Annotated in this window: 8 protein-coding genes; 1 reads left to right on the top strand and 7 read right to left on the bottom strand. The window is 74.9% G+C overall.

Going from position 1 to position 12,614, the window contains the following annotated elements:
- Positions 1-189: 189 nt before the first annotated feature.
- Positions 190-3,672 (bottom strand): ATP-dependent helicase, encoded by a 3,483-nt coding sequence (locus tag ACGF4C_RS36065; protein ID WP_393572364.1) that lies wholly within the window; start codon positions 3,670-3,672, stop codon positions 190-192.
- A gap of 224 nt (positions 3,673-3,896) precedes the next feature.
- Positions 3,897-4,328 (bottom strand): MGMT family protein, encoded by a 432-nt coding sequence (locus ACGF4C_RS36060; RefSeq protein WP_393572362.1) that lies wholly within the window; start codon positions 4,326-4,328, stop codon positions 3,897-3,899.
- Between the two features lie 188 nt (positions 4,329-4,516).
- Here ACGF4C_RS36060 and ACGF4C_RS36055 point away from each other — a divergent pair, with 188 nt between their 5' ends.
- Complete coding sequence (locus ACGF4C_RS36055; RefSeq protein ID WP_393572360.1) at positions 4,517-7,534, top strand: flippase-like domain-containing protein; 3,018 nt, start codon at positions 4,517-4,519, stop codon at positions 7,532-7,534.
- A gap of 128 nt (positions 7,535-7,662) precedes the next feature.
- Here the strand turns inward: ACGF4C_RS36055 and moeZ are convergent, their stop codons facing one another.
- The 5 genes from moeZ to ACGF4C_RS36030 form a co-directional block, all read right to left on the bottom strand.
- Positions 7,663-8,841, bottom strand: a complete 1,179-nt coding sequence (gene moeZ / locus ACGF4C_RS36050) for an adenylyltransferase/sulfurtransferase MoeZ (RefSeq protein WP_393572358.1) — start codon at positions 8,839-8,841, stop codon at positions 7,663-7,665.
- Positions 8,842-8,914: 73 nt separating this feature from the next.
- Positions 8,915-9,679, bottom strand: coding sequence for a spherulation-specific family 4 protein (locus ACGF4C_RS36045; protein WP_393572356.1), 765 nt, complete (start codon positions 9,677-9,679; stop codon positions 8,915-8,917).
- Positions 9,667-10,623, bottom strand: a complete 957-nt coding sequence (locus tag ACGF4C_RS36040) for an NAD-dependent epimerase/dehydratase family protein (protein WP_393572354.1) — start codon at positions 10,621-10,623, stop codon at positions 9,667-9,669. Before ACGF4C_RS36040 ends, ACGF4C_RS36045 begins: the two co-directional genes overlap by 13 nt.
- A gap of 274 nt (positions 10,624-10,897) precedes the next feature.
- Positions 10,898-12,340: a hypothetical protein gene (locus tag ACGF4C_RS36035; protein ID WP_393572352.1), complete on the bottom strand. Its 1,443-nt coding sequence runs from the start codon at positions 12,338-12,340 to the stop codon at positions 10,898-10,900.
- Complete coding sequence (locus ACGF4C_RS36030) at positions 12,337-12,528, bottom strand: hypothetical protein (RefSeq protein ID WP_393572350.1); 192 nt, start codon at positions 12,526-12,528, stop codon at positions 12,337-12,339. The genes ACGF4C_RS36035 and ACGF4C_RS36030 overlap by 4 nt, the downstream gene beginning before the upstream one ends.
- Positions 12,529-12,614: the final 86 nt, after the last annotated feature.

Genomic DNA, 12,614 nt, shown 5'->3' with positions numbered 1-12,614 from the left:
TTTGGGACGTAAAGCGTCAGCAGTCCCAAACACCGGCCCCGGAGGCCCGTCACCGCACCCACCACAAACCCAGCCCGCCGCAGGCGCAACGGCGAGAAACCACCGCGGCGGGACAGACAGGTACGTACGCGGCGCCGCAAAGCGCAACGGCGAGCACCCCCCACGGCGGGAAAGCCAAGTACGTGGGAGTCATTCCACAACGTGGCGCCCCTCCGCCACCGCACTGCAAGAAGCGCGGAACGCGCAATGCGTGCAGTGCGTGCCCGCGGCCGGTGTGAAGCGTTCTTCCAGGACGCGGCCGGCGGCGGTGGCGAGGAGGTCGCCCACCCAGTCGCCGTCCGGCGGCGGCTGGGCCTGTACGGCGGGGAGCGCGTCGCCGCCCTCCTTCTGGGGGGCGCCGATGCGCAGGTGGACGAGTTCGGCGCCGCCGGGTTCGGGGGTGCGGCCGTCGAAGACGTCGTCGACCGCGCCTTCGCGGACGGCGAGCTGGTAGACGGCGAGCTGGGGGTGGCGGGCGACTTCGGGACCGGTCGGTTTCTGTTTGCCGGTCTTGAAGTCGACGACGTAGGCCCTGCCCTCTTCGTCCTTGGCGACATGGTCCATGCTGCCGCGGATGCGGACCTCGTAGGTGCCGGCGCGGAGGGTGACGTCGAAGGGGTGCTCGGTGGCGACGGGGTCGCGGCCGAGGGTGTCGCGTTCCATGACGTGCCAGCGCAGGAAGCGTTCGAGGGCGGCGCGGGCGTGGTCCTTTTCCTGGCGGGACTTCCAGGGGGCGTCGAAGGCGAGCGCGTCCCATACGGAGTCCAGGCGTTCCATGAGGACGGTGAGGTCGGCGGGGGTGCGTCCGGAGGCGACCTCGTCGGCGAGGACGTGGACGACGTTGCCGAAGCCCTGGGCGGCGGTGGCGGGGCTGTCCGCCTTGACCTCGCGGCCGAGGAACCACTGGAGGGCGCAGGTGTTGGCGAGCTGGTCGAGGGCGCTGCCGGAGAGGACGACGGGCAGGTCGCGGTCGCGCAGCGGGACCCGGCTGTGGGTGGGGTCGTTCATGCCCCACCAGGTGTCGGGGTGGGCGGCGGGTACCAGGGGGCGGTGGTCGTCGTCGTGCAGGGCGGCGAGCCGGGCGAGGCGCTGGGCGGCGGCGTCGCGCAGGGCGGGGCTCGCCGCGGGGTCGACGGTGGTGGCGCGGAGTTCGGCGACCAGTGCGGCGACGGAGAGCGGGCGGCGGGGGCGGCCGGTGACGTCCTGGGGGGTGATGCCCAGTTCGGTGAGGAACCGGGAGGGCTGGTCGCCGTCGTCGGCGGCGGCCTTGACGGCGGTGACGACGAGGCGGTCGCGGGCGCGGGTCGCGGCCACGTAGAACAGCCGGCGTTCCTCGGCGAGCAGGGCGCCGGGGGTGAGGGGTTCGGCCAGGCCGTCGCGGCCGATCCGGTCGGCTTCGAGGAGGGAGCCGCGGCGGCGCAGGTCGGGCCAGAGTCCTTCCTGGACGCCGGCGACGACGACCAGCCGCCATTCCAGGCCCTTGGCGCGGTGGGCGGTCATCAGCCGGACGGCGTCGGGGCGGACGGTGCGGCGGGTGAGGGTGTCGGCGGCGATGTCCTGGGCGTCGAGTTCCTCCAGGAAGTTGAGGGCGCCGCGGCCGCCGGTGCGTTCCTCGGCGCGGGCGGCGGTCTCGAAGAGGGCGACGACGGCGTCGAGGTCGCGGTCGGCGTTGCGGCCGGCGGCGCCGCCGCGCCGGGCGGCGCGTTCCAGGCGCTGCGGCCAGGGGGTGCCGTCCCACAGTTCCCACAGGGCCTGTTCGGCGGTGCCGCCGCCGGCGAGGAGTTCGCGGGCCTTGCGCAGCAGCAGGCCGAGCCGCTGGGCGCCGCGGGCGTAGCCGGGGTCGTGGGCGACCAGGCGCTGGGGTTGGGCGAGGGCCCGGGCGATCAGTGTGTCGGAGGGGGGCGGCAGGGGGGCGCCGGCGGTGCGTTCCTCCTCGCGCAGGGCGCGGCCCAGGCGGCGCAGGTCGGCGGAGTCCATGCCGCCCAGGGGGGAGGCGAGCAGGTCGAGGGCGGTCTCGGCGTCGAGCCAGCCCGGGGTGGTGGCGACCGGGGCGGTCGGTTCGGCGGTGTCCGCTTCGACGGTGTCCGGTTCCGGGTCGGCGGTGTCCGGTTCCGGGTCGGCGGTGTCCGGTTCCGGGTCGAGGGCGGCGCGGGCGGCGGCTCGGAGGGCGGTGAGCAGGGGGGCGACGGCGGGTTCGTGGCGCAGCGGGAGTTCGTCGCCGTCGATGTCGAGGGGGACGCCGGCGGAGGTGAGGGCCCGGCGGACGGCGGGGATGGAGCGGCCGCCGGCGCGGACGAGGACGGCCATGTCGCGCCAGGGCACGCCGTCCTCCAGGTGGGCGCGGCGCAGGATGTCGGCGACGTTGTCCAGTTCGGCGCCGGGCGTGGGGTACGTGTACGCCTCGACGCGGCCGCCGTCCCGTACGGGCGTGGGTTCGCGGTGGGCGCGGACCTTGGCGGCCGAGAGGCGGGTGAGCGGCATCCGGTGGGTGAGCTGCCGGGTGGCGGCCAGGAGGTCGGCGCCGGAGCGGCGGGAGGTGTCGAGGACGGCGACGGGGGCGGGGGTGCCGTCGCCGCGGCGGAAGGTTTCGGGGAAGTCGAGGATGCCGTTGACGTCCGAGCCGCGGAAGGCGTAGATCGACTGGTCGGGGTCTCCGAAGGCGACGAGGGTGCGGCCGGGGGTACCGGGGGCGGCGGCCGCGGTGTGGTTGCCGGCGAGCGCGCGCAGCAGCCGTACCTGGGCGGCGTCGGTGTCCTGGTACTCGTCGACGTAGACGGCGTCGTAGGTGGTGGCGAGTTCGGCGGCGACGTCGGGGCGTTCGGCCAGGAGCACGGCGCGGTGGACGAGTTCGGCGTAGTCGAGGACGCCCTGGCCGTCGAGGACGTCGAGGTATTCGGCGAGGAAGCCGGCGGCGGCGTGCCAGTCGGGGCGGCCGGTGCGGCGGGCGAAGGCGCCGAGGGCGTCCGGGCCGAGGCCGAGTTCGCGGCTGCGGGCGAGCACGGCGCGGACCTCGTCGGCGAAGCCGCGGGTGGTCAGGCAGGCGCGGAGGTCGTCGGGCCAGCTGATCGCAGCCCGGCCCGCGCCGGCGAGGTCGGCCTGGCCCTGGAGGAGTTCGCGGACGACGAGGTCCTGCTCGGGGCCGGACAGCAGTCGCAGGGGGTCGGCGAAGAGGTCGGCGTCCTGGTGGGCGCGGACCAGGGCGTAGCAGAAGGAGTGGAAGGTGGTGGCCTGCGGGATGCCGGCCGGTACGGGCGCTGTCTCCCGCCCCTCGCCGTGTTTGCCGGGGCGCCGGCGCGGCTTCTCCAGGGCGCGCAGGCGGATGGCGAGGCGGTCGCGGAGGTCGACGGCGGCCTTGCGGCTGAAGGTGAGGACGAGGATCCGCTCGGGGTCGCCGCCGTCCCGGACCCGGCGGGCGACGGCTTCGACGAGGGTCGTGGTCTTGCCGGTGCCGGGGCCGGCGAGGACCAGCAGCGGGCCGTCGCGGTGGTCAACCACGGCGCGCTGGGCTGCGTCCAAGGTGGGAGGGTCCACCCGTTCCGGCGGGGTGCGGACCAGTCGGTACGCGCCGGAGGCGTCCTGCCGCGCCGCCCGGCGGGGCTGCGTCGGCGGGACGGCCGAGAAGGAGGAGCTCACGTGGATCGCCGGTCCTGAGGAGGGTGCTGGTCGTGGTGCGGATGCGGTGCGGGGCGCGCCGCGGTGCCGGGTGCCGGGGTGGCCGGTGGCCGGGCGGCGGGGCCGTGATGGCGGCCGGCGCCGGGACGGCAGTGCCCGACGCTACGCCAGTGGGTGCCCGGGCCGGGGACCGGTCCACGGGCCGCCGCCGGGGCGGGCCGCGGCCGGTGCCGGGGCCGGGCGGCTCAGTCGTCCCATGCGCCGTCCCATGCGTCGTCCCGGTCGTTCGGCCGACCGTCCGGATCGTCCGGGTCGTCCGGCCGGCCGTCCCAACGGGCCCGCCGCATATCGATCTTGGGTATGTGGTCGTCGCTCCCCTGCGACGCGGCCCGCAAGGGGGTGCCCTCGTCGCGGTAGTGGCCCAGGGCGCGCAGTTCGCTGCCGGGCAGCAGCCGCCCGTCGGCGCGCACGACCCGCCACCAGGGCACCGCGCCGCCGTAGAGCGCCATCACCCGCCCGACCTGCCGGGGGCCGCCCTCGTCCACATACTCCGCGACATCGCCGTACGTCATGACCCGGCCGGCCGGGATCAGCTCGGCGACGGAGAGCACCCGCTCGGCATAGGCGGGCAGCTCCCCGGCGTCGGCGCCGGGCGCCGTGTCTCCGGTACCACTCATTCGGTCCATCCTGCCGCACGGCACCGACAATGGGAGCGGACACATGGTCCACCACCCTTCGGAACACCGGCGGCGGCCGCCACCGGACCCGGCGCGGTGGCGGAGGTTCCGCTTCCCGTCACCCCGAAATGCACCCTGATGCCCCCCTCCACCGGTCGGCCGTGCCACCATCTTCCGGACGGTGACTGGTGATACGAGATCAAGAAGAGACGGCCGAGCAGCAGGGCGCGGCGCCTCCGCGGGAGGCGGGCGCCCCTGAAGCGCTGCCCGTCGAGGGGAAGCACCAACGGAGGCCGGCCCCGGCTTCCGCTACCGAAAAGGCGAGCACGATCAAGAAGGCCGAACGACCGGGGGCGTCCCAGAGGCCGGAAGGGCCCAAGGAGCCCGCACCACCCACGGGACACGAGGAGGAGCCGAAGAGCGACCGGCAACACCGGCAGGCACCGGACGACGCCCACGTGGAGCACGGCAAGGGCGCCGAGCCGGGCCCGGCCGCGGCCCTCGGCACGTCCCGGACGGGTTCGCACCGCGAAGGGGCGGCCGCCGACGCGTGTGGCGAGTTCCACGTCGACCGGGTCTCCGGTGACGAGCCGCTGCTCCCCGCCCGGGTGCACCGGCCCTCCGACCTGCTGCGGCTGCTGCTCGGCATGGCCGGCATCGCCCTGGTCCTCGGTCTGGCCACGTTCGCGCACGGCACCACCGCGGGCCTGGCCCGGGACATCGGCACCGGCGCGCGGGCCACTCCCCCGCTGCTGATCAACCTGGCGGGGCTGAGCGCCAGCGTCGCGGTGCTGATCGTGCCGGTGGCGTTCGCCGTCGAGCGGCTGATCAAGCGGGACGGGCTGCGGATCGCGGACGGCGTGCTCGCCGCCGTCCTGGCGCACGGGGTGTCGCTCGCCACCGACCTGTGGGTCGCCGAGGCCGCCCCGGCCTCCATCAGGGTGGCACTGACCCAGCCGCTGGCGAACGGCTCGCTCTCCGCGCCGGTGCACAGCTATCTGGCGCCGGTGATCGCCTACATGACGGCGGTGGGCATGTCCCGGCGGCCGCGCTGGCGGGTCGCGATGTGGGGCGTGCTGCTGCTCGACGCGTTCGCGGTGCTGGTCGGCCGCTACACCACACCGTTCGCGATCATCACGACGGTGCTGATCGGCTGGACCGTGGCGTTCGGCACCCTCTACGCCGTCGGCTCCCCCAACGTCCGGCCCACCGGGCAGAACCTCCTGGCCGGGCTGCGCCGGGTCGGCTTCCGCCCGGTCAGCGCGATGCGCGCGGAGGACACCGCCAACCCCGAGCACACCGCCAACTCCGAGCAGACCGCGGGCCCCGAGCAGACCGCGGGCCCCGAGCAGAACGAGCACGCCGACCGCGGCCGCCGCTACCTGGTCACCCTGGAGGACGGCCCGCCGATCGACGTCACCGTGGTCGACCGCGAGCAGCAGGCCCAGGGCTTCTTCTACCGGGTCTGGCGCCGGCTGTCGTTGCGCGGCGGCATCAACCAGCGCCGCAGCCTGCAGTCGCTGCGCCAGGCCCTGGAGCAGGAGGCGCTGCTGGCGTACGCGGCCATCGCGGCCGGCGCCAACGCCCCCAAGCTGATCGCCACCTCCGAGCTCGGCCCGGACGCGGTGATGCTGGTCTACGAGCACATCGGTGGCCGCAGCTTCGACTCGCTGGCCGACGAGGAGATCACCGACGCGCTGATGCACAGTGCCTGGCGGCAGGTCGAGGCGCTGCAGTCGCGGCGGATCGCGCACCGCCGGCTGGTCGGCGACGCGCTGCTGGTGGATCGTTCCGGCAACATCGTGCTGACCGAGCTGCGCGGCGGTGAGATCGCGGCCGGTGATCTCGTGCTGCGGATGGACATCGCCCAGCTGCTGGTCACGTTGGGCCTGCGGGTCGGCGCCGAGCGGGCGGTGGCGGCGGCCGTCGAGGTGCTCGGCCCGGACGCGGTCGCGGACAGCCTGCCGCTGCTCCAGCCGATCGCGCTGAGCCGCACCACCCGGGCCACCCTGCGCCAGCTGGCCCGGGAGCGCGCCAAGCGGGAGCGGGAGGCGGTGCTGGCGGCGTCGCAGGCCGCCAAGGAGGCCCGGGAGGCCCGGGAGGCGGCCCCGAAGGACCGCAGGACGCTGCGGGCCGAGCGGCACGCGGAGAAGAACGCCGAGAAGCGGGCCCTGGACGAGGCGTCGGAGGAGGCCCGCGAGGAGGACCTGCTGGCCCAGATCCGCCGTCAGGTGCTGCTGATCCGACCCACCGCGGTGATCGAGCCGGCGAAGCTGGAGCGGCTCAGCCCGCGGATCCTCATCAGCTGGATCGCCGGTGCGTTCGCGGTGTATCTGCTGCTGTCCCAGCTCACCAACTTCAACCTCGGTGACGTGGTCAGCGAGGCGCAGTGGGTGTGGGTGCTGGTGGCGATGTTCTTCTCGGCGACGACGTACATCGCGGCGGCGATGAGCCTGTTGGGGTTCGTCACGGAGAAGGTGTCGTTCGTCCGGACCATGATCGCGCAGATCGCGGGCAACTTCGTGAAGCTGGTGGCGCCCGCCGCGATCGGCGGGGTGGCGCTCAACACCCGCTTCCTGCAGCGCGCCGGGGTCCGGCCCGGCCTGGCGGTGGCCAGCGTCGGCGCCTCCCAGCTGTTCGGGCTGGGCAGCCACATCCTGCTGCTGCTGGCCTTCGGCTATCTGACCGGCACCGAGCAGACCCAGGACATCTCACCGTCCCGTACGGTCATCGCCGGGCTGCTGACCGTGGCCGTGCTGGTCCTGGTCGTCACGGCCGTGCCGGTGCTGCGGAAGTTCGTCTCGACGCGGGTGCGGTCGCTGTTCGCCGGTGTGGTGCCGCGGATGCTGGACATCCTGCAGCGGCCGCGGAAGCTGGTCACCGGCATCGGCGGGATGCTGCTGCTGACGGCGGCGAACGTGATGTGCCTGGACGCGTCGATCCGGGCGTTCGGCGGCGGCGACAAGATCAGTTACGCGAGCATCGCGGTGGCCTTCCTCGCCGGCAACGCGCTGGGTTCGGCCGCCCCGACACCGGGCGGTGTGGGCGCCGTCGAGGGTGCGCTGATCACCGCGCTGACCATCGCCGGGCTCCCCGGCGACACCGCGTTCCCGGCGGTGCTGCTGTTCCGGCTGATGGTCTTCTGGCTGCCGGTCCTGCCGGGCTGGCTGGCCTTCACGTATCTGACCCGCAAGGGCGAGATCTGACGCGCAGGGGCGGCCCCCGTCACTGGGGCGGCCTTGGCGGTCGGGCAGCACGAAGGCGCCGGTCCGTGGCATACGGACCGGCGCCTTCGGCGCTGTTCAGGACGCGGTGATCAGCCCACCGCCATCGATCAGTAGACCGGCTTCTCCGGCTCGACCGTGTTGACCCAGCCGATGACGCCGCCGCCCACGTGGACCGCGTCGGCGAAGCCCGCGGACTTCAGGACGGCCAGCACCTCGGCCGAGCGGACGCCCGTCTTGCAGTGCAGGACGATCTTCCGGTCCTGGGGAAGGTCCTGGAGGGCGGTGCCCATCAGGAATTCGTTCTTGGGGATCAGCCGGGCGCCGGGGATGGAGACGATCTCGAACTCGTTCGGCTCGCGGACGTCGATGATGTCGATCTTCTCGTCGGCGTCGATCCACTCCTTGAGCTGCTGCGGAGTGATCGTCGAGCCGGCCGCCGCCTCCTGGGCCTCCTCGGAGACGACGCCGCAGAACGCCTCGTAGTCGATGAGCTCGGTGACGGTCGGGTTCTCGCCGCAGACCGCGCAGTCGGGGTCCTTGCGGACCTTGACCTGACGGTACGTCATCTCCAGCGCGTCGTAGATCATCAGGCGGCCGACGAGCGGGTCACCGATGCCGGCGAGCAGCTTGATGGCCTCGTTGACCTGGATGGAGCCGATGGAGGCGCACAGCACACCGAGGACGCCGCCCTCGGCGCAGGAGGGGACCATGCCCGGCGGCGGGGGCTCCGGGTACAGGCAGCGGTAGCAGGGGCCGTGCTCGGACCAGAAGACCGACGCCTGGCCGTCGAAGCGGTAGATGGAGCCCCAGACGTACGGCTTGTTCAGCAGCACGCAGGCGTCGTTGACGAGATAGCGGGTGGCGAAGTTGTCGGTGCCGTCCACGATCAGGTCGTACTGGGCGAAGAGCTCCATGACGTTCGTGGAGTCGAGGCGCTCTTCGTGGAGGTTGACCGTGACGTACGGGTTGATGCCCAGCACCGTGTCCTTGGCGGACGCGGCCTTGGAGCGGCCGATGTCCGCCTGGCTGTGGATGATCTGGCGCTGCAGGTTCGACTCGTCGACCTCGTCGAACTCCACGATGCCAAGGGTGCCGACGCCGGCCGCGGCCAGGTACATCAGCGCGGGCGAGCCCAGGCCGCCGGCGCCGACACAGAGCACCTTGGCGTTCTTCAGCCGCTTCTGCCCGTCCATTCCGACATCGGGAATGATCAGGTGGCGGGAGTACCTGCGGACCTCGTCGACGGTGAGCTCCGAAGCGGGCTCGACCAGGGGTGGCAGCGACACGGATGACCTCAACAAGGGGGTTGGTCGGTATCTGAGGACTGGTTGTCTTCCCGTAACACTGCCACGCCCTTCTTCATTCCGAGACACCCGGTCCGATGCGCGAGACGAATTCGTCCCAGTAGCCGGGCAGTGATTCCCAGGCCCTTCCGACGGCGTCCGCGGCCCCGGCCCGGCGGTCGGTGAGGTACACGGTGCCCGCCCCTTGCCAGCGGGCGATCCGCAGCGCCTCGTCCAGGTGCGTGCGCGGCACGCTGTGCACGACGTGGCAGAACCGCTCCGGAGGGTGATCGGCGGTCCACTCCGCCACCTGTGACCAGCGGTAATCGGCCCACCGGCCGGCGAAGGTGACGAGCTGGTCGGCGGATTCGGCGTAGCCGGGGTGCGGGTGGCTGCCGTGCCCGAAGACGAGGTGGCCGTCCGGGCACAGGCCGCGCAGGGCGGCGGCGATCCGCCGGGTGGCGGGCAGCAGGGGCCGGTCCGTGGGGGTGCGGTCCAGCCAGAAGCCGTCGACGCGGTACCACTCCAGATAGCGGTGGGCGTCGGAGAGCAGCTCGCCGAAGGGGCGGGTGCCCCGGCCGAGGTCGAGGTGTCCCAGTACTCGGACACCTGTCTCACGGAGGCGGGCGGCCGCCGGGACGCAGTGCGGGTCGGGGCGGGCGCCGGGCCCGTTGGACACGTCGAGCACCGCCCAGTGCACCAGGCCCGGCCCGCAGTGGAGCAGTCCGGCCCATTCGGCGGGCGCGAGCAGCGGATGGGCGAAACCGGGCACTCCCATGCCGAGCGGGGCGGCGCCGGTCGGGGCGCGGGTGGGGCCGGCGGGGGTCGTCAGATGCGACATGCGGCCTCCATCCAGATGTCGGCGAGGGATTCCTCCAGGACGATCCGCGGGCGCCAGCCGAGCCGGTCGCGGGCGGTGCGGACGTCGGCCTGCTGCCAGGTGCCGCAGCCGTCCGGGTAGGGGTAGGTGGCGGGCGGCGAACCGACCGGGTGCTCGCCGGCCGGGGCGGGGATGACGAGCCGGGCCGGCGGGGAGTCGAGTTCGTGCAGCGCACCGCCGAAGCCGGCCACCCGGGCGAGCACCGAGGCGGCCTCGCGCAGCCGTACCGCGCGGCCGGTCCCGATGTTGACGACGCCCTGCGCGGCGGACAGTGAGGCGGCGTGCACGGCGCGGGCGACGTCCCGGACGTCGACGAAGTCCCGCTGCACGCCGAGCCCGCCGAGCTTGAGCTCGTTGTCGCCGGACTGCATGGCGCGGCGCATGGCCTCGGCGAGCCGGCCGAGCGGGGAGCCGGCCGGGGTGCCGGGGCCGACCGGGGAGAAGACCCGGAGCACGACCGCGTCGAGGCCGGAGCCCAGGACGAGTTCGGTGGCGGCCAGTTTGCTGACGCCGTACGGCCCGCCGGGGCGCGGCACGGCGTCCTCGGCGGTCGACGAACCGGGCTGCGAGGGCCCGTACTCGGAGGCGCAGCCGAGGTGGACCAGGCGGGCGCCGCAGCCGCTGCGGCGCAGCGATTCGCAGATGGTGGCGACCGCGACGGTGTTGTGCCGGGTCAGCTCGCGGGCTCCGCCGCGGGTGGCGCCGGCGCAGTTGACGACCACACCGGGGTGGACCGCGTCGAGGAAGCGGGTGAGCGCCCCTGGGCTGCCGGTGGCCAGGTCGAAGCGGACGTCGGCGTCGTCGCCCCGCCCGAGGGCGGTGAGCTGGACGGCGGGGTCGGCGAGCAGGCGGTCGGCGACGTAACGGCCGAGGTAGCCGTTGGCCCCGATGAGCAGCACCCTCATCGTGCGACCCCCCGGTGCCGTCGGGCTTCGGTCGGCTGGACGTTCATGTGTCGTGCTCCTAAGGCGGATGGTGGGAAGTGCGTGCGCTCCGGCCGGGGGGTCGGCGTCCGTCGTGGGGACGGGTGCCGCGTGGGGGGCGTGGTCCGCGGCGGGCGGGCCGCCGCGGCCGGAGGTGCCGGAGAGGCCGTTGCCGGGTGCCTCTGCGGCGGTGGTGCGTGGTGCGGGCGCCCTGGTGGGGCGGCGTGGGGGTGCGGCCCGGTGGCCGTCGGGAGGGTCACGGCCGGGACGCCTTCGCCGGGCCGGCGGGGGCGGGTGAGTGCGCGCAGGCGCCGGTGAGCGCCCGCAGGCCGTACGCGAGGAGGCCGAGGGCGGCGGCGGTGCAGGCCAGGGCGGGGACCGCGGCCGGTCCGACGGCGGCGGCCAGCGCACGGACCGGGGTGTCAAGCGGGGGCGCGCCGGGGAGCCGGGCGATCAGGACGAGGGCGGGGGCGAGTGCCTCCAGGGCGGCGGCCGAGGCCAGGCCGGCCGCGGCGGGCTTGGGGAAGCCGTGGACGGTGAGCAGCCGGGCGAGGAAGAGCAGCAGCCCTAGGGCGAGGACGGCCACCACCGGGAGGGCGCCGCCGCCGCTCCCGCCGACGGCCGCCCGGGCACCGAGGAGCAGCGCGGTCAGCGTGGCCAGGAAGAGCAGGGTGGTGCCGAGCAGCAGCGGCCGGATGCGGGCCGCGAACTCGCCCAGGCCACGGCTGGCGACCAGGGCCCGGCGGCCGCGTACGGCGAACCAGCGGGCGCAGCCGGCCGCGGGGAGCACGGCGACGGCGAGCGCGAGGGCGGCGGCGAGGGCGGGGCGGGGGTGGGCGGCCGTCAGGCCGGGACCTCCGGGCAGCAGCCGGCCGAGCAGCCGGTCACCACCGAGCGCGTAGCAGACGGTCCAACAGGTCCACAGGGTGGTGGCGCGGGGGCCGGTGCCGGGGTGGCGGGCGCGCAGCGGTCCGGTGCGTACGGCCAGCCGGACGGCGAGGGCGGTCAGCACCAGCCCGGTGGCGCCAACGGCCGTACGAGCCAAGGGGGTTGCCGCCCCGCCGAGGGAGGCGAGGGCCGCGAGGGTGGCGGCGCAGAGGGCGCCGGGGAGGAGGTGCAGCGCGGCGCCGCAGCGTCCCCCCCACCCCCGGACCCACCCCCCGCCCCCTCCCCCGAAGGGGGAGAGGGGGGAGGGGGCGGGGGAGAAAATCCGCGGCCCGCCGGCGCCCTCGGAGTCGGGCCCCGCCACCCCGCCGGCGGCGTACGACGATGCGTCCGCGTCATCCAGGAGGCCACCCGCCGTCCCGCCGTCCGCCCCCCACTCCCCCGCCGTGCCGTCCAGGGCCCGCTCTCCCGCGCTCACGCCCGGGCGGCCCGCCGTTCCCCCCGCGCCGGGTTCCGCGCGCGGTACGCGGGCGTAGAGCTCCTCGGCGAGGGAGAAGACGTCCCGGTGCCGGAAGCGGGCGGCGGTGCGGTCGGTGACGCCGTGGGCCTCCAGGCCGGCGGCGATCTCCAGCGGGTCGACGGCGTGGGCGCAGAGCGTGTGGTGACGGTGCAGCAGGGCGCGTACGGGGTCGGCGGGGCCGCGGCGGGCGGGGCGGGCGGGGGCGGCCTTGCGGGGCGCGGGGGCGGGCGTCGTAGGGCCGTCCGCCGCGCTGTCGGTGAGGGCGCCGATGGCGCGGTGCTCCGGGGTGGTCATCGTTCGTGCCCCCTCTCCGGGGCCGCCGGGCGCACCGGTACCGGGTGGGGGCCCGCGGCGCGGTCCCGGGGTGGGCGGCGGCGGAGGCCGTCCCGGTTGCCGGCGTGGGCCACGTCGGCCATGCCCGTCACCAGGGCCACACCCACCACTCCCATCGCGCACATCACGTCCAGCACAGCTGTCACCACTGCCGCCACCCCTTTCCTCTCCGTCGCGCCAACCACAGCTGCTTGTCGCCCGGTTGGTCCGTAGGCCGCTCCGCACTCAGTCCGCG

The sequence above is a fragment of the Streptomyces sp. NPDC048197 genome (assembly GCF_043202395.1).
GTDB lineage: Bacteria > Actinomycetota > Actinomycetes > Streptomycetales > Streptomycetaceae > Streptomyces > Streptomyces siderophoricus.
The sequence above is the reverse complement of the archived record's forward strand: the minus strand, read 5'-3'. Positions and strand labels throughout refer to the sequence as shown.